Below are 23,185 nucleotides of genomic sequence, written 5' to 3' on the forward strand. Positions count from 1 at the left end.
ATGCCAAGGCGCCCCTTGGGAATGACCGACACCCTCTGCAACACCCACGGGGACGTCACATGACGCCGAATTCATGAGGGGGCCGGCCACGCCACTGCACCCACTCCGGATCATCCAGAACAGCCTCGGGATCCGCGACGCCTGCACCCTCGAGAAAGACGACCAGGTCGTGATCGCTGTAGGCGGTGCCAAGGACCTGGTCCCACCCGTCGCTGCGCACCGTGACCCGCCGGCCGCCCGAGGAGGACGGCCAGTGCACGACGAACAGCGATTCCCTCACATCCCCAGCTTCACCCGGTCTGCTGCGGCACGCGAGCCGCAGCAGACCGGGGCGAGGGCCGCGGCACCGCTGCCTGGCGGCGAAGATCAGGGCTGGCCCAGACTGCCGGTGTCGCACACCAGGCGGGCGACCTCTCGGAGTTTGATGTTCCTCTCCTGCGAGTAACGGCGCAGGACGTCGAAGGCCTGGTCCTCGGTGACGTGGTGGCGCGCCATGAGGATCCCCACGGCTTCGCCGAGCCGGCAGTCGACCCTAAATACCCCACGTGATCGGTCAGCTCGTCGGACCCGCCCCCGCCCCGGTCCGCCTTCGCGATGAGGAATGGCAAGATCCTCCGCGACCGCCGTCAGCACGGCGACGGACTCCACGACGCTGTCCAGGCCGTCGCCCAGATGCACAACCTCGCCCTCGCATCATGACCAGAGAATCGTCCCCACCGGCCCCGACCTGCCCGATCACGGCCTTGCACAAGTCCCTTCGTGCCATCTCGCCGGCAAACGACCAGAGAAGCGGAACTCATCAGGGGTCCGCAGTGAATGCGGCAGGCCACGTCTCCGCCTTTTGGCGCGCGAGCACCATACGTTCGGCCGGGTAATCCGACTGGATGCTCTGGCCGTCAAGTAGGGCCAGCGGTACCATTGGTACCATGGCCAGTAACTCCAAAGCTCTCAACCTCCGATTTCCCGACCCCGGTCAGCGAGCGGCGATCGAGGCCGCGGCGCGGCAGGAGGGGGTGAGCATGCAGGAGTACATCCTGCGGGCCGCCGTCGATCGGGCCACCGCCGTCGAGAAGACGTTCCTGGCCGCGTTCCAGGCCTCCCAGGCCCGCAGCGGCGAGGCCTTCCGGGACCTCACCGACCTGGACCCGAGCGCGGAACAGCGGGCGGCGGAGCGTACCGCGCGCGCAGACGTGGACGCGTCCGCGCGGGGCCACGCCGCGTGAGCGAGCCCGACCAGCATCCGCTGGATGTGTCCTTCCTGCTGCACGCCGCCGAACTGCTCGACGGGGATCCGCAGGTCGACGATCTCGGGCCGCTGTATGCGGCGGTCGCCCGGGTCAACGCCCGCGCCCTGGAGCACGACGTCTACGGGACGCTGAACCTGAAAGCCGCGGCGCTCCTGCACACCCTGGTACGCCTGCCGTGCCTGGAGCACTCCAACGCCGCCTTCGCCTGGCACGCCACCGAGGCCTACCTGATCCTCCATGAACGACGCCTGGACTACCCCATCAAGGCCGCCGCCGAGTTGGTGCACGACGCCGCCACCGGCACCCAAGGGGTTGCCTCGATCGCGCGCCAACTGCGCGACTGGACCAGCAGCTGAGGGGTGGTTGGACTATGCGGATCGCCCCCGTGTGGCGCAGGGGCGAGGCTGCCTGGACCTCGGAGCCCGGCCCTGCCAAGCCGAGCCGGCCGCCGACTTCACCGACCGCCGAACATGGTGTGCCGCAGTTCACCCGCAAGAACGCTCCCAGGCGGAACATTGCGCAGAGGCGAGGCGTTGGGAGGGGTGTGGCTGCGGAGGGGACAGTGTCCCCGGGCCTCACCTCCCGCCCATGGGGACGATCGTTCGGCTGAAGCCCCATGGAGCCTTTCGCCGCGAGGCGACCGCCCTCCGCGTGCCACACCTCATACGGCCCTGGCTGGTCTCCCCCGTCCAGCCAGGGCCTTTTTGTGCCCGGCGGCGGGCGCTGGTCGCCCCTGCGAGCGAACCGCGCACCGGCCACGCACACGGACAGGACGGGTGTGCGGGCCGCCCAGGGCACCCGCCTGGGAGTGGACGTCCTGCCAGGCGGAAACCGGCGTGCCGCGTTCAGGCCGGGCCTGCGGCGGGCGGAAGTCCGTGATCAGCGTGCCGGCGTCGGATCCGCTGGAGGCGGGCAGGCCGCGGCTGATCTGACGCCCGGCGGCGTCGTACGTGGCCTTCTCGGTGATGGCCAGGCCGCCCGGGTCCTGAAGGGTGCTGGTGGCCCCGCCCACCACCCAGTCACAGACCGTCTGAGTGACCCTGGCATCGGCCATGAGCGTCGGCCAGTTCCTTGGCTGGCCGCCTTCGGTGCGCTTGGTGACCTTGTCAGAGACCGACGCTGTGCCGTCGGTCGGACGGGCCGCGTCATACTCGCTCACTACGCGGTGACGCACGATCGCCTGGTCGCCCACGGCCAGCACGGTCGTGGTGCCGTCCTTCAACTCGGCGTCCAGGACGACCCGGTGCAGCGGGCCGAGGGTCTCCACTTCCAGGACGCGGCATCCCCGGGTCGCCGGGTCTGCCTCACAAGTTCCCAGCGTTACCGCGCTGGTGGCGGCGATCACGCGCTCGGGACGGGCGAGGACCTTGCCGTCGACGGTGACCGCCTCGGAGATGACCTCGGTCGTCGAGTGGGCCTGGCCGTCGACCAGGGACCGGGAAACGGTCCAGGCGGTGGCGGCGGAGTTGACCCGGCTGAAGGTGGTGACGCTGCCCTCGGTGTTGGAGAGGGTGAAGTCACCGCTGGTGAAGGTGCCCTTCAGCGTCAGGTCTTCCGCACCCGGTTCAGGGATCCAGCCGGTCGTGGCCGAGTTGGCGGAGAAGGCGATCGTCTCCCCGTCGGCGGTGACGATGTCCGTCCTGCGAGCGCCGGGCGCGTATTGCCGCTCAGTCCATTCGCTTGCAGTGTAGGTCGCTGACGGATGTGCCGAACGCGCGTTGCCGGAACCTACCGAGGCACGCCGTCGAGGCGGCAGTCGAACCGTCAGCCTTCAGAGATGGGGCAACCGTGCGAACGGCCACCGCCGAGGTGCTCACTTCGCCGGCTACTGCCCGGAGCGCGCTCACCCCCGGTCCTCGGTGAGGCGCGGGTCGGGCCCTGGCGGTGGTGTGTGAGTGGCTCTTTGGAGTGATGAAGGCCGGTGTGCGAGGTCTTAGGGTCGGTGGGATGAGAGTGATGGACGGCAGGTGCCCCGCGTGGGGCGTCGACGCCGGACTGGTCGTGCTGACGTTTCTGCCGGCGCTGCTGTCGCAGCCGTATGTGGACACCGCCGGAGCGGCGTGGGTGTCGCTCACGGTGTACGAGGCGGTCGGCGTGGTGGTCCTGCTGCTCAGGCGGCGGCTGCCGGCCACTGCCTTCGTCGTGGGGTTCGGGGCCCTGCTGGCGGCGCTGGTGGGCGGTGCGGGCGCGGGGGCCAAGTTGTCGCCGCTGGTCTTCCTGCCGCTGGCGGTGCTGCTCTACAACCTGGGCAACCACTGTGCGAGCTGGCGGCGGACCGTGTCGGCGGTCCTCGTCGTCACCGGACTGAGCGTGCCCGCTCTGTGGCTGAACCGGATGACGACCGACTCCGGCGACTTCCAGGGCGGCCTGGACGTCCTCGCCGCGCTGGCCCCGATGCCGCTGGCATGGACGATGGGGTTCGCCGCGCGGACCCGGCAGGAGCTGCTGGCCGCGGCCGAGCGGCGGGCCGCCGACGCGCGACGGGCACAGGCCCTGGAGGCGGCGCAGGCCACGCAACGCGAGCGGACCCGGATCGCCGGCGAGATGCACGACGTGGTCGCCCACTCGCTGACCCTGCTCGTCGTGCACGCGGAGATCCTGCGGGCCCGTGGTGGCGAGCTGCCCGACTGGGCCCGTGCCCAGGTCGACGGTCTCGCGGCGGCGGGCCGACAGAGCAGCGGCGAGCTGCGCGACCTGCTGCGGATGCTGCGCGACCCCGCGGACGCCGTCCCGCTCCAGCCCGTACCGGATTTGGGTGAGCTGGACACGTTGCTGGACAGTCACCGTGCCGCGGGAGGGACGGTCGAACTGACCATGGACGTCACGCCGGAGTCCGTGCCGGGGCCGGTGCAACTGGCGGCGTACCGCGTCGTACAGGAAGCGCTGGTCAACGCACGCCGGCACGCGCCCGGGGCGCCGGTCCGGGTGAGTGTCGACGGCGTCGATGGTGGGAAGCTACGGTGCGAGGTCGTGAACGGCCGCGGGGCGCGGCGCGGCACGGCCGGCGCGGGCATCGGGCTCGGCCTGGTCAGCATGGAGGAACGGGTGGGCGCATTGGGCGGTGAACTGGCCGCGGGCCCGACCGGTGACGGCGGCTTCCGCGTCGTGGCCACGCTGCCGGGGGAGCGTGTGGATGTCTGAGCAGATCAGCGTGCTCGTCGTGGACGACGAGCCGATCATCCGCGCCGGGCTGAGCGCGATTCTGGACAGCCAGGCGGGCATCACCGTGACGGGCACCGCGGACGACGGTGAGGAAGCCGTCGAGGCGTGCGCGCGGCTGCGGCCGGACGTGCTGCTCATGGACATCCGGATGCCGCGCCGCGACGGCCTGTGCGCGCTGACCGAGCTGGCTCGCCGGGGACTGCTCGGCCCTGGACGCAGCCGGGTGCTCATGCTGACCACGTTCGACCTGGACGCGTACGTCGATGACGCGCTGGCGGCCGGGGCGTCCGGCTTCCTGCTGAAGAACAGTTCGTACGAAGAGCTGACCGGGGCCGTGCGTGCCGCGGCGGCCGGGCACAGCGCGCTGAGCCCCGCGGTGACCCGGCGGATCATCGAGGGCCATCTCAGCGGCCGGCGCCGCCCCAGCGATCAGGAGCTGGCCCGGCTGCGGGACCTCACCGAGCGGGAGATCGACGTTCTGCGTCTGATCCGGGACGGCCTGAGCAACGCCGAGATCGCCGAACGGCTCGTCGTCAGCCTGCACACGGTGAAGACGCACGTCAGCCGCGTCCTCACGAAGACCGGCTGTCAGAGCAGGGCGCAGGCGGCGGTACTGGCCAGGAACACCCTGACCTGACGCGCCCCCGGCGGGCGGTCAGGGCGGCCAGGCGGCGAGACGCCGGGGGCTGCGGGGTCATTGCTTGGTCAATCCGGGGTCATTCCTTGGAATGACCCCGCGTCGCCGGGAAGCCCGCCATCGAGCGATGTACCGAAGGCGCGCCGCTGACTGAATGGTCGGTGTGCGCGGGACCCTCAGCACAGCAAGGCCGCTCGATGAATGCCTGTCAGGTCCCTCCGCGCACGCAGCAACTGTCCTGCGTGAAGGGAACTTGAAGATGTCCGCACCTACGCCGTCCCGCCGTCACCGGATCCGTCGGGGGATGCTGACCACAGCATTGGCGACCTGCCTGGGCGCCGCGCTCGTGAGCTGCTCGGATACAGGGGCGGGCGGGACCGGCCCCGCGGCCGGGCAAAGCACGGCGAACACAGCGGCCGTCGAGCGCCTGGCCGGCCTCGCGCAGAAGGCGGCGGACACCGGCTCCCTGGGCGTCATCGTCCGCGTCGACTCCGGCGACGGGAAGCCCGTCGAGATCGCCCGGCAGGCCGCCTGGACGAAGGAGGACGACCACCGCCTCGCCGTCGGCGACCGGTTCCGGGTCGGGTCCAACACCAAGACGCTCACCGCGACGCTCGTCCTGCAACAGGTCGCCGAGAAGAGGATCGGTCTCGGCGACACAGTCGAGAAGTGGCTGCCCGGACTGGTCGAGGGCGGCGAGCACATCACCGTACGGATGCTGCTCAACCACACCAGCGGTCTCGGAGACTTCCTGCTGACGCCGCAATTCCTGCCCTCCCTCACCGGTCAGGTCAAACGCACATGGACACCGGAGCAGCTGCTCGCCATCACGCCCGCACAGGACCCGCCGGCCGAACCCGGCAGAACGTACTCGTACAGCAACGCCAACTACGAGGCGCTGGGACTGATTCTCGAGAAGGCCACCGGGAGCGGTCTGGCCCAGCTGATCAAGAAGAAGATCACCGGGCCGCTCGGCATGAAGGACTCCTACCTCGCCACGAAGGCCGACTGGGACACCCGGCAGCACGTGACCGGTTACGAGCCGGACGCCGAGCGGCTGAAGGCGATCCTCTCCGGAACCGTCGACCTGCCCGAAGGCGTCGGATTCGCCGGTCCCGAACGTCCCGACAACAACGTCGACACCTCCGCCGTCGACCCGAGCTGGTCCTGGGCGGCCGGCGGCATGGTCTCCACCGCACAGGACTGGCAGCACTTCCTGACCGCGTTGATCTCCGGCGAGTTGCTGCCCGAGGCGCAGATGGAGCAGATGCGCACCACGGTCGCCGCTCCTGAGGAGGGCGGTGGCTACGGACTGGGTCTGATGCGGGTGGACACCACCTGCGGCACCGTCTGGGGGCACACCGGCGGCCTGCCCGGCTACTCCAGCGAGATCTACGCCGACGCGGGCGGCCGGCGCAGCGTCGCCGTCCTGACGAGCACGAACTTCGGCATCAAGGAAGAGCGGGCCGCCACCGCGAACAAGGCCCTCGTCGAAGCGGCCACCTGCCAGATGCTCGGCAAGCCCAAGCCCAAGCCCAAGCGCTAGCCCAAGCCCAAGCGCTTGCCCTGGGCCGCGGCCAGCCCGGCCGGATGACCCCTGCCCGGCACGGGGTCCCAGCGCCCCGTCGACCTGCTGGACGAAAAGTTCCCCGCGGTCCACGCGGACGGCACGGACGGCACGGACGGCACGGACGGCACGGACGGCACGGACGGCGCCTCGGCCACCGTCGTCCTGCGGGTCCAGGACGGGCAGGACATCGGTGACGCCGGTCCGAAGAAGGCCGTGGCAGCCACCCTGAAGGCGGTACGGGACTGCGCCGGCCCCCGTACCGCGATCGAGTCCGGCTTCCGGTCGAGCGCCACGGTCGTCACCGCCACCGCCCTCATCATGATCACCGTGTTCCCGGGCTTCATCGGCTCCCACGACCTCGCCATCAGGTCGATCGGATTCGGCCTCGCGGTCGCGGTCGCCTGCGACGCCTTCGTGGTCCGGATGACTCTCGTCCCCGCCGTCCTGGCCCTGCTCGGCGACCGCGCCTGGTGGCTGCCGCGCCGGCTCGCCCGCCTCATCCCTGACGTCGACTTCGAGGGCGAGAAGCCGACCAGCGGCGCGGGCGGAGGCGGCGGCCGGTCATGCGGTCGACCGACGCGGAGAACGTCACCATCCGCGAGTGCGCACGCGCTCAGGCCCAGCGCGAACCAGGTCACCCACACGGGCGGCGGGGAGCCGCGCCAGGACGATAGGGCGGTAGGACGATAGGGCGGTAGGGCGGTAGGGCGGTAGGGCGGTAGGACAGCTTCTCAGCTTGTCCGTGGTGTACTGGTCGGCCGTCTGGCTTGGTTCATGAGGCGGCGTGCGACGAAGCGCTATGGAGCGAGCATGTGGGACGGCCCCTTTTACCGAGTCAGGCGTGATGGGTACGAGATCTGCTTCGTGCCCGGTGCGGGAGAGGACCTCGACGAGGTCTGCAATGTGGACATGTGGGTCATCCGCGATGACGGCGATCGCTGGTCCGGAACCGTGTTCACGCTCGACGAGGTGCGCCGGATCATGGACTACCAGAGACAGGCAGGCGAACCAGGAGGCGGCGACTACTGGTGGTACTGGGACGGCCTCATCGTCCGCGACGCGGGTCTGCCGTCGATGGTCAAGGTCATCGACGGGCTCGTCGCCGCAGGCGAGCATGAGACCGTCCTTCGCCACGTCGGACCCGAAGAGGACGACTGAATCTTGCCGAGTCTGGCTCACCGCTACGGGCGCCGACGCCGCTGCCCGACCAAGCCGCACGCGGACAAGGGCCTACGACTTCGACCACCTGCGAGGCTGGCTGCGCGGCCGACAGATCGTTGCGCGGGTTGTCCGCCGCGGCGGGGAGAACTCCAGCCGCCTGGGCCGGCACCGCTGGGTCGGAGAGCGGGCCAGCGGTCACCCGTACCCCGCTAGAGATCAGCGCCACCCCGACGGAATGCTGGACAACTGCCGTCACGTATCCGCTGAGTGACCGTCACTCCGAACTTCCCAGGCGGTGCTGAGTTCGGGCGAGTGCCGCCGCGCCCACGCCTTCTCAGCAGTTGGGCAGCGGGTTGGTCTCGCTGGAGATCGCTGTGTCCTTCATCCAGCCCCACTGACCGTTGTCCGCCTTCGTGAACTCCCAGCGCCTCGGGTGGGGTCCGCCCACCCAGGCCTGGTCGTCCATCTTGCAGTCGAACCAACTGGGGTTGGAGTACATGTAGCCGACGATCACGTCGGGGTCGGGGTACTGCGTGCTCGCTCCCATCGTGCCGTAGACGGGCGCCCCCGACACGTTGTTGCACCACCAGCGCCCACCGCTCTGCCAGCACCCGCCGGCCGCCTCGGCGGACGGTGTGCCCACTCCCACCACGGCGACGGCGATTACGGCGGTGGTCAGCACCGCACCCGCCCTGTTCCTCTTGCGCATGTGCATCCCCCGTAGATCCTTTGCTCGGCGCTCCCGCTCACGGAGCACCGTGGCCCCCCATCGCAACACGAGAGAACGCTGGTGGCCATGGGTTGCCCCAGACACCACGGAACAGCCACAAACAACGCATAGGGCTCCGCAACGACATGGCCCGCCTCCGTCGGTTTGGCCTTGTTCATGGGTAGCAGTTCTGCGTCGCCGGGCGGCGCGCCGACGTGCTGTTCGCGATGCTCCGCGACGGGGCCTCTACGAACCGCAGCCGTCGGCGGCGTCGCCGCCGCCGTGGAAGCGGGAGCGGGAGCTGGAGCTGGAGCTGGAGATATGACGTTGTGCCGGGACCCGGTATCCCGCGGACGTAGCTCGCACTCGGGTCGGCTCCCCCCGCCGGGCCTCAGGCAGGCTGGACGAGGCCGGCCTTGCCGTAGATGCTTGCCCTGCGCTTTCCGTCGTCGCCGTCCGAGGCGAAGCCCATGCCGAGCTCGAAGACGTCCGGCCTGGCCAGGTCCGGGATGTGCACGCCGAGGCCTTCGGGCTCGCGGAACGACAGGCTGTAGGCGGCCGTGGTGTGCAGGGGATTGACGTCCTTGTCGAACGGGGCGGGCGGAGCGGGATCGAAGGCACCGGTGGCGAGGTTCACCGCGGACAGGAACGTATTGCCCACACCCGGCTCCGAGATGACCACTTCCCGGCCGCTTCCGTCGATGTCCTGGGTGGAGCCGTAGCTGTTGCCGTGCAGCATGTAGAGGTAGCGGCCGACGGCGGCGTAGCCCTGCAGATAGGGCTTGCCGTAGGTGGTGAGGGGCCAGCCCGGCAGAGCGGTCAGAGACGGCTCGCTGATCGTCGCCAGCGGCTCGCTGAAGATCCGCAGGCGGGCCAGGTCCAGGTCATGGATCTGGAACTTGAAGACCTTGTCCGTGTCCAGGTAGCGGATGACGAGACGGCCGTAGACCGGGTCGATGGTGGCGCTGTTGCGCGTGGAGCCGGGCACCGGGGTGTACTTGGCCAGCGTGGGCGAGGTGGTGTCGAGGACCTGGCCGTCGACGAACGGGAAGCGGGCCAGGCGCGTGCCCCGGCTGGACCACTTGCCCGCGACGTCCTCGATCTCGACGCCGTCGGCCTCCATCCACAAGTGGGCGCCGCCGCCCACCGGTTCGACGCCGATGTTGCCGCCGTGCCCGAACCCGCGCAGGTACATGTGGCCCAGGGTGTTGCCGTCCATGTCCCATTTGGTGAGCGTCAGATCACCGCGCCGGTTGCGGTCCGCGCTGCTCACCGGGGCGCTCTCGCCCGCCAGTTTCAGGCCGCCCTGGGTCACCTGCGCCAGGTAGATGTGGCGGTTGACGTTGTCGTAGCCGAGCGCCTGGATGATGGTGGCATCCTGGGTGGGCTTCTCCCGTATCCATCTCTCGGCGGGGCTGTTGAGGTTGATCCGGGCGGACGGCACCAGGAGGGCCGAGCCCGGCGCGGGGTAGGTGGCCGCCGAAGCGGGGGCGGCGCCCAGGGACACGGTGGCGGCGGTCAGCGCGGTGGTGCCGGTCCACGCGAGCAGGGAACGACGGCTGGGACGTGAAGGCGTTTCGTTGGTCATAGCCGCCCATCTAAGCAACTCTTCGTGGGGCGGCCACGAGGGCCGTTGTCAGAGGCGTTGGGCAGGATTGCGGCCATGCATGTCACTCCTGTCACTCCGCCACGGCCGATCGACGTCGCCGCGGTCTTTCCCCAACTGGTCCCGCTGGCCCGCACGGCGACCCGTCTGCACCCCCGCCCCGGGGCGCCGACGAGCCACGACAGCTCGGTCGGCGGGCCGCTGCTGTGGCCCGCCGAGGAGCCGTGGCCGTACTGCGAGGAACCGCATGTGGTGGACGGCATCAACCCAGCCCTGTCCCCGGCGGATCTGCGGCTGGAGCGACGGATCTTCGCCGCCTCGCACGGCCGGGACCTGACTCCGGAGGAGCGGGAGACTCTCGAGCGGATCCGGCCCCCTCGAACGTATCCGGTCAGGCCGGCGGTCCAGTCGTACGACGGTCCCGTAGCGATGCTGCCCGTCGCGCAGCTGTACGCGCGGGATGTGCCCGACCTGAGCCCGCCGGAGGGCAAGGACCTGCTGCAGGTTCTGTGGTGCCCCTTCGATCATCCGATCATGCCCAGGACCCTGCTCTTCTGGCGTTCGGCGGCCGCCGTCACCGACATTCTCGACACGCCCCCCGAGCCGCCCGCAGTGCAGTTCGACGGCTATCTGCCGGATCCGTGTGTGCTCGAACCGGAGCAGATCACCGAGTACCCGGACCATCTGGAGCTGAGCGAAGAACTGCGGGAGCAGCTCAAGCAGTGGAACCTGCCGCAGGCAGCGCAGGAGGACATGGACCCGGACACGTACTACGACTGCGTGCTGTCCAACGCACCCGGCTGGAAGGTCGGCGGCTGGCCCGCCTGGAACTCCACCGATCCCAGCCCGCAGCCCTGCTCCGAGTGCGGCACCGGCATGGAGGTCCTGATGACCGTCGCCACGTTCGAGGGAGGGGACGACGCCGGGGACAGCTGGTCCCCGGTCCCCCACCCGGGCGCCGGGCCGTACCCCGGTCACCGCGGCTACAACGCGACCGGAGTCCAGATAGGCAGCGGCTACCGGCAGCACCTGTTCGTCTGCCCGGCGGAGCCAGGGCATCCGCACGTCGAGTTGATGACGTAGTCGCTCCGCGGTGTGCGGGCGGGGCGTCACGATGCGGGCATGTCGTGACGCCGGGTGGCCACGAGGCTCAGGATGCCGGCACGTGGCCCGGCGGCCGACCATGCGCGAGGCTGTCAGGGCCTGTATCGAGTGGGCTGACGCACGTGGTCGCGGAGCTTGAACGGTGTAGCGGCGCTCGGGCAGGATCACGTACATGGTCTCGGTGTTGCAGAACGTGGCGATCGACTGTGCGGATGCCTATGCGCTGGCCCGGTTCTGGAGCGAGGTGACCGGTTGTCCGCTGCACATCGACGACGAACCGGGCGACCCGGAGATAGACGTCATGCTGCCGGAGGGGCCGCTGCTGCACTTCAACCAGGTCTCAGAACCGAAGACGGTCAAGAATCGGGTCCACCTGTGCCTGCGTCCGGAGACCTCGCGCGAGGAGGAAGTAGATCGGCTGCTGCGCCTCGGCGCCACGTTGGTCGCCGATCGTCGGGAACCCGGTGGCGCGGGATGGGCCGTCCTCACGGACCCTGAAGGCAACGAATTCTGTGTTCTCCGCAGTCAGTCCGATCACGCCGCGATGCCTTCCTGACGACTCACACTCGGAGCTCCCCCGATGCCGATCGCGGGTCGCCGGTGACCGGTCGCCGAGCAAAGCCACTCGTTGATGGCCGCGACGAGGACGGTCCCCCATGCGGGCGGCAGACGCGACCGAATTCTTCAGGCTTCGCCCCAACCCCGGCATTGTCATCCGCACCCGGTTCGTGCACCCGCTGGATCAGCCGGTCAGCCCCATCGGTCGTCATCCACTCGGGACCGCAGTCCAGAGCGGCTTCGCCCTGGACTGCGGTCCAGAACTCAACAGCCTGGCTTCTGGACAACAGCACCCAGCGGAGGCCGACGCGAGCCGTCGGCCGACCGCCGCCCGAACGGACCAGTCCGGGGAGTCGGCGTCCGTATCCGCATCCGCATCCGCTGATGGTGCCGGGCCCCGCACCGGGCCAGCCAGTGCGGACGCTGGGCGCAACGCTGCCTACCAGCACTTCTCCGCCAACGGACGCTGATCGCCCGCCGAGGCGCTCGTCGCGCCGGGCCTCGACCACAAGCTCATGTGTCGAGCGGCCCCGCTGTATACGAGGGTGGTCTCCGACCGTGTCGGCGGGAGCGTCAGGTCGGTCATGCACAGCAGCCGTTCCTGCTGATCGTGGTACCAGCGGCGGACCGCGAGCCGCGGCGCTCTCGTACGCAGATGTGGCGGGGCGGGACTGATCGTGACGGTCTCGCTCAACGAGCCTTCCAGGCCGGCCTGTCGGCACCAGGCGGGAAACGCGGCCAGGTCCGGGTCGGTGGCCGGAAGGTGCGTCAGGTACCGGGCCAGCTGGGGGACGTCGAGGACGGCTTCCTGAGTGAAGTAGGTGACGGCGCGCCGGCGCCACCGGGTGAGCAGGTCGTACGTGTGGTGCCGGTAGTGGAGCGTGGGCCGGCCGGGAGGCAGGCGGAGATGCGCCGCGAGTGCGGGCGGCACCGTCGCGAGGAACAGATCGCCGCTCAGCGGCTCGCGCCCCACCGGTTCCAGGAACGGGCTCGGCAACGGCGCGGCGGCGGTTCCCGCGGCGCCGCCCGGCCGGACGTCGTTGACGAAGGTCCCTCGCTTGCCGGTGACGATGAGCCCTTGCTGCCTGAGCAGTTCGAGGGCGGAGCGCACGGTCGTCCGCGCCGCTCCGAACCGCTGTGTCAGCAGGCGTTCCGACGGCAGGCGGTGTCCCGGTTCCACCCGTCCCTCCTGGATGTCGTCCGCGAGAGCGGACGCGATCCGCTGGTACGCGGGCAGCACTCCCTGAGATGACTCCACCAAGCTCTCCCTCACCATCAGCGACACGCGATGCGGTTTCTGTAACCAGCAAAGGTCTACACCAATTGTGGAGCCGGGCCAAGAGCGTGCCGGAGTCCTCCACTTGTGGTGAGGTTTGCGATGCCGGGGGCGGAACGGCGTGACAGAGCCTGGTCAGCGCCCGGGGGCGGCCAACTTTCGTGGTTCGATGCGGTCCTCCACCGCCTCGGATCCGTCGCGGCTGACTATGTAGGCGCCCTTGCCGCTGATCTCCGTCACCGCCTCCACCAGTTCCGTTCCCCGGTACACCAGGCCGACTCCGTCGTCTGTGCAGTGAGCGGTGGGGATGCTGCCGTCCTTCACGAGCTGGTGGACCAGCGGGCGTCGCCCCTCGTCCGAGTCGTAGTGCACGCCGTTGCCGTACGGCAGGAAACCGAGCGCGTTCGTGACCGGGCGCAGTTGCGGTCCGAACGAGTCGGTCGCGCCTCCCTGGAACCAGCAGATCGAGCCTGCGCTGACTCCGCTGAGCACGACGCCGGCCTGCCAGGCTCGGCGCAGGATGCTGTCCAGACCGTGCGCTCTCCACACCGCCAGCAGATTGACCACCGAGCCCCCCATCACCCAGACGACATCCTGGTCGAGTACCGCCCCCTCGACATCCTCGACGTTGGGCATGGGGAACAGGTGCAGAGGCGTCAGGTCGAACCCCGCCACCCGCGCGGCCTCGTTCATACGGGCCGTGAAGTGCTCGGCGTCCCCGATGGCGGTGCCTACGTACATGACGCGGGGCCGCCGACCGTGCACCCCGGACAGGTCGACCGCGTGATGCACCAGAGCGTCGAACACCACCCTGGTTCGCCCTCCGACTCGATGTCCGCCGGACGTTGCGAGAATGGTCGGTTCCGTTGCGTTCATGACCATGAGCGTATCGGTGCCGTGTGTACGGAGTTGAACCGCGGCGCGTTGCGGAACACCCGCTGACAGCAGGGCCGTTGCGTCAGGCAATCCTGTGCACAGACTTCTTTGCACGCACTTCTATGCACAGACTTCTGTGTGGTCTATCTTGAAGCGCATGGAACAGCCGCAGCAGCCCTCGCAAGTGCATCTGACCCCCCGTAACCTCCGCGGCATCGCGCACCCGCTCAGGGTGCAGATCCTCACCAGCCTGCGGACGGAGGGGCCGGCCACGGCCACCACGGTGGCTCGCCGGCTCAACCTGAACACCGGGGCGACCAGCTACCACCTGCGGCAGCTCGCGGAGTACGGCTTCATCACGGAGGAGCCGTCCCGGGGCGGACGCCGGGAGCGGTGGTGGCGGGCGGCGCACGCCAACACCGTCGTGCCCGACGACGAGGTGCTCGACGGCAGCGAGGGGCTCGGCAGCGCCTATCTCCAGGCTCTGGGCCAGGTCTGGTCCGGCGCCCTGATGGCCGCGATCGAGGCGACCCCGTCGCTCACGCCCGAGTGGCGCGACGCGCAGGACTTCGGCGACTACGCGCTCACCCTCACCCCGGCCGAGGCCAAGGAGCTGGCGGCGGAGATCCACACCCTGCTCCGGCGGCGTACGTCCGCCGCCGCGGCCTCCGCAGCGCAGCCGCCGGACGGCGCGGCGCGGGTCTCCTTCCAGTTCCAGTTGTTCCCGACCAGCGAGGACCGGCACGCCACCCAGCCCACCGACATGGAGTAGACCGATGCCCACTCAGCACACAGTCGCCAAGAAGGCGGCGGACGACGGCGCACGGTCAGCGGCGCCGGACACGCAACCCCGGGTCCTGCGCGGTCTGGTCGGCATGCTGGCGGCCTACGCGGCCGCCCTGTCGGCCAACCGGGTGTTGTCCATCGCCCTGCCCTGGTTCGTCCTGACGACCACGGGCAGCGTTGGCAAGACGGGCCTGGTGGCCTTCTGCCAGATCGTCCCGTACGTGATCTCGCAGGCGCTGGCAGGCCCGATCATCGACCGCGTCGGACCCAAGCGGATCAGCGTCGCGGGTGACCTCCTGTCCACCGCCGCGATGGCCACCGCCCCCTTGCTGTACCTGACCGGCGGTCTGCCCTTCGGTGTCCTGCTGGCGCTGCTCGCGGTCGTCGGGGCGGCCGACGGGCCGGCCAACGGCGCCAAGGGGCTCTTCGTGCCGTCGGCCACCCGCGCCGCCCGCGTACCCATCGAGCGGGGCACGGGTCTTTCCGCCGCCGTCGAGCGGACGGCCACGACGGTCGGGCCGGCCATGGCGGGCGTCGTCGTCACCGCGTTCGGCAGCCTGTACGCGCTGTGGGTCACGGCCGCGCTGTTCGCGGTGTCGGCGCTGATCGTCTCGTCCACCCTGACCGACCCGGTGCCCGAGCCGCACGAGATCCCGGTCGAGGACGGCGGCGGCTACTTCTCCCAGCTCCGCCAGGGCGCGGCTTTCCTGCGGGACGCGAAGCTGCTCCGGTCCATCGTGGGCATGCTCGCGGTGACCAACCTCCTGGACCAGGCGTTCATGTCCGTACTGCTGCCGGTGTGGGCGAAGGAGTCGGGGAACGGCGCGGAGGCCATCGGCCTGGTGGTGAGCGTCTTCGCCGCGACGTCGATCATCGCCGCCCTGGTGGCCGCCGGGGTCGCCGAGCGGCTGCCGCGGCGCACCGTCTACCTGATCGGCTTCTCCCTGGGCGGCCTGCCCCGGTTCGCGGCGATGGCGACGGGGGCGCCGCTGTGGCTGGTGCTTACCGTGCTCGCGGTGGGCGGTCTGGGCTCCGGCTTCGTCAACCCGATCGTGGGCGCGGTGACGTACGAGCTGATCCCGACACCGCTGCTGGGCCGGGTCAAGACACTTGCGCAGGCGGTCACTTGGGCGGGCATCCCGTTCGGCGGGCTGCTGGGGGCCGGCCTTGTGTCCCTGACCGGCACGTCGACGGCGCTGTGGATCGTGGGCGGCCTTTACCTGGTGGCCATCGTCGTGCCGGGCATGAGCCGGGAGTGGTCCGGAATGCGCAAGCGGACGGTGCCCGAAGCCGTCACCGCGGACTCCACGGGCTCCACGGACTCCACGGGCTCCGCGGCCCAGAGCAGCCTGCCGCAGCAGAAGCCGCGGGAGGAGTCCTCGGTGCAGACCGCGGCCTGATCCGGCGCGGGCAACGGCGAGGCACGCGTGCGGTGGCCGGGGCATCCGCCCCGGCCACCGCACGCACGAGCAGAAGTGTCCACGTCCCGCGGGCAGAAGTGCCCACGTTCCACGGGCAGAAGTAACCAGTTATCGCGTCAAGATCGCTCTGCGAGCATCAAATCGGCTGAGCATCCGAGGGCCTTCCGGTACGGGTCGACGACGAGGAACTGGTGGACGCATGACTACGAATCCGATGGCGCCCCCGACACCGGCACCCGGCCGGGATGCGGGGCGTGAGCCGTTCTCACCGGCGGAAAGCCGAATAGCCGCCATCTGGGGGGCGGTTCTCGGCACCGAGGTGACGTCGGCGGATTCCGACTTCTTCGCACTGGGCGGCACCGGCGAGCAGGCCGCGGAAATGGCCCGGCGGGTCGCGGAGGAATTCGGCTCGGAATTCCGGGCCCCCTTCGCAGCGGGGCCGCCGACCGTTCGGACCGTGGCGGCCTTTCTCGCCGAGGAGGCGATGGAACGGGCCCGCCGCATGTTCGAGGACAGCATGGACGGCACGGACGGCGACTCCGGCGGCCTCGCGGCCTCGTCCGTCTCCTCCACCTCCTCCGCCTCCGCCTCCGACGACACCGCCTCGGTCCCCCTCGCCGTCCGGGACGGGCGGCCGCTGCCGCTGTCGTTCGCGCAGCGCCGTCTGTGGTTCCTGGACCAGCTGGATCCGGGCCGCGCCGAATATCTGATCCCGATGGGGCTGCGCATCAGCGGTCCGCTGGACGTCGCGGCGCTCGAGACGGCGCTGACGGAGCTGGTGGCGCGGCACGAGGTGCTGCGGACCCGTTTCGTCACCGACGAGGACGGCACCCCGGGCCAGCTGGTCGACGCGCCCCGTCCGCTGCCGCTGGCCGTGCACGATCTGCGGTACGTGACGGACGACGCCGCCCGTGAGGAGGCGGCCACCGCGCTCGTGGACACCGAGGGTTTCCGCCCGGTGGATCTCGCCACCGGTCCGATGGTCCGCGCCCTGCTGCTGCGCCTTGCGGACGAGGAGCACCTGCTGTCGCTGACCGTCCATCACATCGCGTTCGACGGCTGGTCGGTGGGTGTCCTCTCGCGTGAACTCACCACCCTGTACACGGCACAGGTGACGGGGCTCGCCGCCGGGCTGCCCGAACCGCCGCTGCAGTACGCCGACTTCGCGGTCTGGCAGCGTTCGTGGTTCACCGGCGACGTGCTGGCGGGTCAACTGGACTACTGGCGGGGACGGCTGGCGGGCGCCGAGGCGCTGGAGCTGCCCACCGACCGCAGGCGTCCGGCGCGGCGCAGCGGCAACGGGGCGATGCTCACCTTCGCCATCCCTGCGGCGACCGCCGACGGTGCGCGCAGGCTGGCGCGCGACACGGGCGCCAGCCTGTTCATGACGCTGCTCGCGGTGTTCCAGGCGGTGCTGTCCCGGTACAGCGGCCAGGAGGACATCGCGGTCGGCACCCCGATCGCGGGCCGCAACCGGGCCGAGATCGAGGACATGGTCGGCTTCTTCGTGAACACGCTGGTGATGCGGACCGACCTGTCCGGCGATCCGACGTTCACCGAGCTCATCGACCGGGTCAAGGACACGGCTCTTGGCGCCTACGACCACCAGGACATGCCGTTCGAGCGGCTGGTGGAGGAGCTGGCGCCGCAGCGGGACCTCTCCCGCAATCCGCTGTTCCAGACCATGTTCGTCCTGCAGAACACGCCCGACAGCCGTTCCTGGGAGCTTCCCGGGCTCAGCGTCCGGCAGGTGGACGTGGCCGCGCAGGAGTCCAAGTTCGACTTCACGTTCTACGCGACGGAAGCCGCGGACGGCGGCCTGGACTGCACCATCGTCTACTCCACCGATCTTTTCGACGAGTCGACGATGGTGCGGCTCGGCGGGCATTTCGAGACCCTGCTCGGTGCGGCGGCGGACTCCCCCACCGCCCCGCTGTCCTCTCTGGAGATGCTGACGGGCGCGGAGCGGCGGGAGATCCTCACCACGTGGAACGGCGCGGACACCGACGCCCCCGACTCCGTCACCGTCCACCGGCTGTTCGAGGAGCGCGCCGCCGAGCGGCCGGACTCCCCCGCCGTCACGTGCGGCCCGGACCATCTGACGTACCAGGAGCTGGACGCGCGGGCCGAGTGGATCGCCGCCCGGCTGCGCGAGCGCGGCGCCGGCCCCGGGACGCTGGTGGCCGTCTGCCTGGACCGGGGCACCGACATGGTGAGCGCCCTGCTCGGCATCCTCAAGTCGGGCGCCGCGTACGTGCCGTTGGACCCGGCCTATCCGACGGACCGGCTCGCGTACATGGTCGAGGACAGCGGGGCGCCGCTGATCGTCACCCGCCCCGCACACGCCGACCGGCTGCCCGCGGCGACGCCGCGCCTCCTGCTGGAGGACTGGCCCGAGGAGCTGCCCGCCCCGAGCGGTGGCGGCGCGTCGGCGCCCGGGGCGGGGCCTGACGACCTGGCGTACGTGATCTACACGAGTGGGTCGACGGGCCGTCCCAAAGGCGTGCAGATCACCCACGGCGCGCTGCGCGCACGGATGCGGGAGACACGGCGGCAGCTCGGTCTCACCTGCGAGGACCGGGTGCTGCAGTTCGCGTCGATCTCCTTCGACTCCTCGGTGGGGCAGCTGTTCGCGCCGCTCGTCTCGGGCGCGTCCCTCGTCCTGCGCGACGACGCCTGGGACCCGGGGATGCTGGCGGAGGCGCTGCGCGCCAACGCGGTGACGGTGGCCTGGCTGACCCCTTCGGCGTTCGGCGCGCTCGCCGCGCAGCTCGAAGGACCGGACGGCCTCGGCCCGGAGCTGCGCCTGGTGCGGCTCGGCGGCGAGGCGCTCCAGCGGGAGCAGGTGCGCCAGTGGTTCCGCCACACCTCCGTACCGCTGGTCAACGGCTACGGTCCGACGGAGGCGGCGCAGGAGGCGGCGACGGCGCTGATCACCGGCCCCGGCGACCACGTACCGATCGGGCGCCCGGTCGCCAACGCCAAGGTGTTCCTCGTGGACCGGCACGGCCGGCCGGTTCCGGTGGGCGTCCCGGGCGAGATGTGGATCGCCTGCCCCGGCCTCGCGCGCGGTTACCTGGACAGGCCCGAGCTGACCGCCGAGAAGTTCACCGTCGTCACCGTGGACGGCACGCCCCGGCGCGTGTACCGCACCGGCGACCTCGCGAAGTGGCACCCGGACGGGCACCTGGAGTTCGTGGGCCGGGGCGACAACCAGGTCAAGCTGCGCGGCTACCGCATCGAGCCGGGCGAGATCGAGACGGCCCTGCTGACCCACCCCTCGGTGACCGGCGCCACCGTCCTGCTCCGTGAGGACGTGCCGGGCGATCCGCGCCTGGTGGCGTACGTCGTCGCGGACCCGCCCGTGGAGGCGGGTGTCCTGCGCGGCCACCTCCAGCGCGACCTGCCGGACTACATGGTGCCCGCGGCGTTCGTGCCCCTGGACACCATCCCGCTCACCCCGAACGGCAAGACGGACCGGCGCGCGCTGCCCGCGCCCGCCTCGGCCCGGCCCGACCTCGGCGCCGCGTACACGGCGCCGCGCACGGAGACCGAGCGGACGGTGGCGGCCGTCTGGGCCGAGGTCCTCGGCATCGACACGGTCGGCGCGGACGACGACTTCTTCGCCCTGGGCGGCCACTCGCTTCTTGCGACGCGGGTCGTGTCGCGGCTGCGCCGCCGCCTTGGCGTCGACGTTCCCGTACGGGCCCTGTTCGGCGCGCCGACCCCTGCGCTCCTGGCGGCGGCCGTGGAGGAACTCGACGAGGCGGGCGTCGCGCGGATTCCCGCCGTACCGCGTGACGGGGGTCCGCTGCCGCTGAGCTTCGCCCAGCAACGCCTCTGGTTCCTCGACCAGTTGGAGCCCGGACGGGCCGAGTACCTGCTGCCCTTCGCCTTCCGCGTGCACGGCGTCGTCGACGTGGACGCGCTGAACAACGCCTTCACCGCGCTGGTGGAGCGCCACGAGATCCTGCGCACCCGGTTCGCCACGGACGCGGCGGGCTCGGCGGTCCAGTCGATCGCCCCGGCGGCCCCGGTGACGGTGCTGGTCCGTGACCTCCGGGGCGTCGCGGACGCCGCGGCCCGCGAGGACGCCCTCGCGGCGGTCCTGGCCGGCGACGCCCTGCGTCCGGTCGACCTCGCCGCCGGTCCGATGCTGCGCGCCGTGCTGGTGCGCCTGGCCGACGAGGAGGCGGTCCTGGCGGTCACCGTGCACCACATCGCCTTCGACGGCTGGTCGATCGGGGTGCTGCTGCGCGAGCTGTCCGCCCTGTACGCGGTGGCTCTGGGCGCGGGGCCCGGCGCGGCCCCGGCGCCGCTGCCGGTGCAGTACGCCGACTACGCGCTGTGGCAGCGCTCCTGGCTGACCGGCGAGGCGCTGGAGCGCCAGCTCGGCTACTGGCGTGGCCGCCTCGCGGGCCTTGAGCCCCTGGAGCTGCCGACGGACCACGCGCGGCCGACGGAGCGCACCGGCAAGGGCGAAGTGGTCCGCTTCTCGGTCCCCGCCGACGTCGCCGCACGGGCCGGGGCGGTGTCCGCCGAGGGCGGTGCGAGCCTGTTCATGACGCTGCTCTCGGTGTTCCAGCTGCTGCTGGCCCGCTACAGCGGCCAGCGTGACGTGGCGGTGGGCACGCCCATCGCCGGCCGCAACCGGGCGGAGACGGAAGAGCTGATCGGCTTCTTCGTCAACACGCTCGTCCTGCGCACCGACCTCTCCGGCGATCCGGCGTTCAGCGAGCTGCTGGCCCGGGTCAAGGACACCGCCCTGGGCGCGTACGACCACCAGGACCTGCCCTTCGAGCGCCTCGTCGAGGAGCTGGCGCCCGACCGCGACCTGTCCCGCAACCCGCTGTTCCAGACCCTGTTCGCGCTGCAGAACACGCCCGGCGCCGATGCCTGGAGCCTGCCGGGGCTGACCGCGGAGCCCGTCGAGTCCCCGGTCCGCGAGGCGAAGTTCGACCTGTCGATGTATCTGGCGGAGACGTCCGACGGCACCCTGGACGGCGCCGTCGTCTACGCGGCCGACCTGTTCACCGAGGCCACCGCGCGCCGGCTGGCGGACCACTTCACGATCCTCCTCGACGCGGCCACGGCCCGCCCGCAGAGCGCGCTGTCCGAACTGGAGATGCTGGGCGCGGACGAGCGGCACCGCATCGTGGCCGAGTGGAACGCCACGTCGGCGCCCGTCCCGGCCGAGGCCACCCTGCACCGGCTGTTCGAGGAGCGGGCGGCTCTCACGCCGGACGCGGTCGCCGTCGTGTGCGACGCGGAGGAGCTGACCTACCGGGAACTCGACGAGCGCGCCAACCGGTTGGCGCACCGCCTGCGCGCCGTGCCGGGGATCGGCCCTGACGTGCCGGTGGGCGTCTGCCTGGAGCGCTCCCCCGCCCTGGTGTGGACGCTGCTCGGCATCCTCAAGGCGGGCGCCGCGTACGTCCCGCTCGACCCGGAGCATCCGGCGGAGCGCCTGGCGTACCTGGTGGAGGACTCCGGTGCGCCGCTGGTCGTCACCGACACCGCGCACGCCGCTCTGCTGCCCGCGGGCCTCGGCCTGCTGGCCGTCGACAGCGCGACCGACCTGCCGGACACCCTTCCGGTCACCGCCCCGGACCCCGTCGCGACACCCGGCGACCTCTGCTACCTGATCTACACGAGCGGCTCCACGGGGCGGCCCAAGGGCGTCCGCATCGAGCACCGGGGCGTGGTGAACTACCTGGCCGGCATGCAGGACGCCTTCCCGCTGACCCCGGGCGAGGGCTTCCTCCAGGCCACACCGCTCTCCTTCGACGTGTCCGCGTACGAGATCTTCTGGCCGCTGTGGCAGGGCGCGACGGTCGTGCTGGTGCCCGGCTCCGACCGCCTTGACATGGCCGAGGTGTCGCGGCTGATGCGGGAGCACCGCGTGGTCGGTCTGCACTTCGTCCCGAGCCTCCTCGACCTGTTCGTCTCGCAGGCGCGGCCCGAGGACTGCGCGCACCTGCGCTACGCCTTCGCGAGCGGCGAGCCCCTCCAGCCGACCCTGGTGGCCCGTTTCCTCGACCGCTTCCCCGGCGACCTGATCAACCTGTACGGCGCGACGGAGGTCTCGGTCGACACCACGTACTGGCGGGCGTCGCGCACCGACCCCGCCGGTCCGGTGCTCGCGGGACGGCCCATGGTCAACCAGACGGTGTACGTCCTCGACCCGGACCGCCGCCCCGTACCGGCGGGGGTCCTCGGCGAGGTGTACCTCGGCGGTGACAGCGTGGGGCGCGGATACCACGAGCGCCCCGAGCTGACCGCGGAACGGTTCGTGCCCGACCCGTTCACCGGTGGCCGCATGTACCGCACGGGCGATGTCGGCCGCTTCACCGCAGACGGCGAGCTCGACCTCCTGGGCCGCATCGACCGGCAGGTGAAACTGCGCGGCGTACGCGTCGAACTCGGCGAGATCGAGGCGGTGCTGCTCACCCATGACGCGGTGGGCGTGTGTGCGGTGGCCGTGCGCGAGGACGTCCCCGGCGACAAACGGCTCGTCGCCTACTACGTGCCCGCGCCGGGCGGCACCGCCGACACCGCGGCGCTGCGCGCCTGGGCGGCCGAGCGCCTGCCCCGGGCCATGATGCCGTCCGCGTTCATGGACCTGCCGGAACTCCCGCTCAACCGGAACGGCAAGGTCGACCACGCGGCGCTGCCCGCACCCGCGGAAAGCGACATCACGGCGGGATACGTGGCGCCCCGGGACGAGATCGAGGCGGAAATCGCCGAAATCATGGCCGAGGTTCTCGGACTCGAAAAGGTCCGGGTCGGAGTCGGAGTCGGGGTCGAGATCGGGGTCGAGGGCAGGATCGAGGTCGGGGTCGGGATTCACGACGACTTCTTCGGCGTCGGCGGCCATTCCCTTCTCGCCATTCAACTCGTCAACCGCGTAGAGGCGGTGACGGGAGTCCGTATCGGCCTGCGCCGGTTCTTCCTGGCCCCGACGGTCGTCGGCGTCAAGGAGCAGCTCCTCGAATTGTTCGAGACGCAGGAAAACGAATCGGAACAGGCCTCCTGAATTCAGCGGCCCGCTGCCCACACGCACACACCCCGC

Annotated in this window: 18 protein-coding genes and 3 pseudogenes; 14 read left to right on the forward strand and 7 right to left on the reverse strand. The window is 70.9% G+C overall.

Annotation, left to right across the window (positions count from 1 at the left end):
* Window positions 1–55: 55 nt before the first annotated feature.
* Both C1N81_RS00685 and C1N81_RS00690 read right to left on the reverse strand, forming a co-directional pair.
* Entirely contained in the window at window positions 56–280 is a 225-nt protein-coding gene (locus C1N81_RS00685) for a hypothetical protein (RefSeq protein ID WP_394425641.1), read from the reverse strand.
* Between the two features lie 86 nt (window positions 281–366).
* A pseudogene (locus C1N81_RS00690) lies at window positions 367–519 on the reverse strand (ANTAR domain-containing protein); the annotation flags it as partial.
* Window positions 520–594: 75 nt separating this feature from the next.
* On the opposite strand from C1N81_RS00690, the pseudogene C1N81_RS00695 reads away from it, so the two are divergent.
* From C1N81_RS00695 to C1N81_RS00705, 3 genes and pseudogenes are all read left to right on the forward strand, one after another.
* Window positions 595–699, forward strand: a pseudogene (locus C1N81_RS00695) (IS5/IS1182 family transposase); the annotation flags it as partial.
* 227 nt (window positions 700–926) lie between these two features.
* Entirely contained in the window at window positions 927–1,223 is a 297-nt protein-coding gene (locus C1N81_RS00700) for a type II toxin -antitoxin system TacA 1-like antitoxin (protein WP_394425643.1), read from the forward strand.
* Window positions 1,220–1,603, forward strand: a complete 384-nt coding sequence (locus tag C1N81_RS00705) for a fic family toxin-antitoxin system, toxin component (RefSeq protein ID WP_394425644.1) — start codon at window positions 1,220–1,222, stop codon at window positions 1,601–1,603. The genes C1N81_RS00700 and C1N81_RS00705 overlap by 4 nt, the downstream gene beginning before the upstream one ends.
* 305 nt (window positions 1,604–1,908) lie before the next feature.
* On the opposite strand, the gene C1N81_RS00710 is transcribed toward C1N81_RS00705, so the two are convergent.
* Entirely contained in the window at window positions 1,909–2,592 is a 684-nt protein-coding gene (locus C1N81_RS00710; protein WP_394425646.1) for a hypothetical protein, read from the reverse strand.
* A 34-nt stretch (window positions 2,593–2,626) separates the two neighbouring features.
* Here C1N81_RS00710 and C1N81_RS00715 point away from each other — a divergent pair, with 34 nt between their 5' ends.
* From C1N81_RS00715 to C1N81_RS00740, 6 genes and pseudogenes are all read left to right on the forward strand, one after another.
* Window positions 2,627–2,938, forward strand: a complete 312-nt coding sequence (locus C1N81_RS00715; RefSeq protein WP_394425648.1) for a hypothetical protein — start codon at window positions 2,627–2,629, stop codon at window positions 2,936–2,938.
* Between the two features lie 265 nt (window positions 2,939–3,203).
* On the forward strand, window positions 3,204–4,388 hold the full coding sequence (locus C1N81_RS00720; protein WP_394426211.1) for a sensor histidine kinase: 1,185 nt from the start codon (window positions 3,204–3,206) through the stop codon (window positions 4,386–4,388).
* The gene (locus C1N81_RS00725; protein ID WP_394425650.1) at window positions 4,381–5,046 is read left to right on the forward strand and encodes a response regulator; all 666 of its coding nucleotides are present in this window, start codon (window positions 4,381–4,383) and stop codon (window positions 5,044–5,046) included. Before C1N81_RS00720 ends, C1N81_RS00725 begins: the two co-directional genes overlap by 8 nt.
* 304 nt (window positions 5,047–5,350) lie before the next feature.
* Window positions 5,351–6,592, forward strand: a complete 1,242-nt coding sequence (locus tag C1N81_RS00730; protein ID WP_394425651.1) for a serine hydrolase domain-containing protein — start codon at window positions 5,351–5,353, stop codon at window positions 6,590–6,592.
* Window positions 6,593–6,865: 273 nt separating this feature from the next.
* A pseudogene (locus C1N81_RS00735) lies at window positions 6,866–7,306 on the forward strand (MMPL family transporter); the annotation flags it as partial.
* A 120-nt stretch (window positions 7,307–7,426) separates the two neighbouring features.
* Complete coding sequence (locus tag C1N81_RS00740; protein WP_394425652.1) at window positions 7,427–7,774, forward strand: hypothetical protein; 348 nt, start codon at window positions 7,427–7,429, stop codon at window positions 7,772–7,774.
* Window positions 7,775–8,111: 337 nt separating this feature from the next.
* On the opposite strand, the gene C1N81_RS00745 is transcribed toward C1N81_RS00740, so the two are convergent.
* Window positions 8,112–8,492 (reverse strand): hypothetical protein, encoded by a 381-nt coding sequence (locus tag C1N81_RS00745; protein WP_394425653.1) that lies wholly within the window; start codon window positions 8,490–8,492, stop codon window positions 8,112–8,114.
* A gap of 385 nt (window positions 8,493–8,877) precedes the next feature.
* Entirely contained in the window at window positions 8,878–10,074 is a 1,197-nt protein-coding gene (locus tag C1N81_RS00750) for a phage baseplate protein (protein WP_394425654.1), read from the reverse strand.
* 75 nt (window positions 10,075–10,149) lie between these two features.
* Between C1N81_RS00750 and C1N81_RS00755 the strand changes: the two genes are divergently transcribed.
* Window positions 10,150–11,175 (forward strand): hypothetical protein, encoded by a 1,026-nt coding sequence (locus C1N81_RS00755; RefSeq protein WP_394425656.1) that lies wholly within the window; start codon window positions 10,150–10,152, stop codon window positions 11,173–11,175.
* Between the two features lie 193 nt (window positions 11,176–11,368).
* A complete protein-coding gene (locus tag C1N81_RS00760; RefSeq protein WP_394425657.1) occupies window positions 11,369–11,752 on the forward strand; it encodes a VOC family protein in 384 nt (127 codons plus the stop codon).
* Between the two features lie 441 nt (window positions 11,753–12,193).
* Here C1N81_RS00760 and C1N81_RS00765 read toward each other — a convergent pair whose 3' ends face one another.
* Window positions 12,194–13,012 (reverse strand): GntR family transcriptional regulator, encoded by an 819-nt coding sequence (locus C1N81_RS00765; RefSeq protein WP_394425659.1) that lies wholly within the window; start codon window positions 13,010–13,012, stop codon window positions 12,194–12,196.
* Between the two features lie 153 nt (window positions 13,013–13,165).
* Window positions 13,166–13,906, reverse strand: a complete 741-nt coding sequence (locus C1N81_RS00770) for a Type 1 glutamine amidotransferase-like domain-containing protein (RefSeq protein ID WP_394425661.1) — start codon at window positions 13,904–13,906, stop codon at window positions 13,166–13,168.
* Window positions 13,907–14,063: 157 nt separating this feature from the next.
* On the opposite strand from C1N81_RS00770, the gene C1N81_RS00775 reads away from it, so the two are divergent.
* The 3 genes from C1N81_RS00775 (at window position 14,064) to C1N81_RS00785 (ending at window position 23,149) form a co-directional block, all read left to right on the forward strand.
* Window positions 14,064–14,678, forward strand: a complete 615-nt coding sequence (locus C1N81_RS00775) for a helix-turn-helix domain-containing protein (RefSeq protein WP_394425663.1) — start codon at window positions 14,064–14,066, stop codon at window positions 14,676–14,678.
* A 4-nt stretch (window positions 14,679–14,682) separates the two neighbouring features.
* Complete coding sequence (locus tag C1N81_RS00780; RefSeq protein WP_394425664.1) at window positions 14,683–16,092, forward strand: MFS transporter; 1,410 nt, start codon at window positions 14,683–14,685, stop codon at window positions 16,090–16,092.
* Between the two features lie 220 nt (window positions 16,093–16,312).
* The gene (locus C1N81_RS00785; protein WP_394425666.1) at window positions 16,313–23,149 is read left to right on the forward strand and encodes an amino acid adenylation domain-containing protein; all 6,837 of its coding nucleotides are present in this window, start codon (window positions 16,313–16,315) and stop codon (window positions 23,147–23,149) included.
* The last annotated feature ends 36 nt before the right edge of the window (window positions 23,150–23,185 follow it).

Source organism: Streptomyces sp. SGAir0957, from assembly GCF_043523415.1.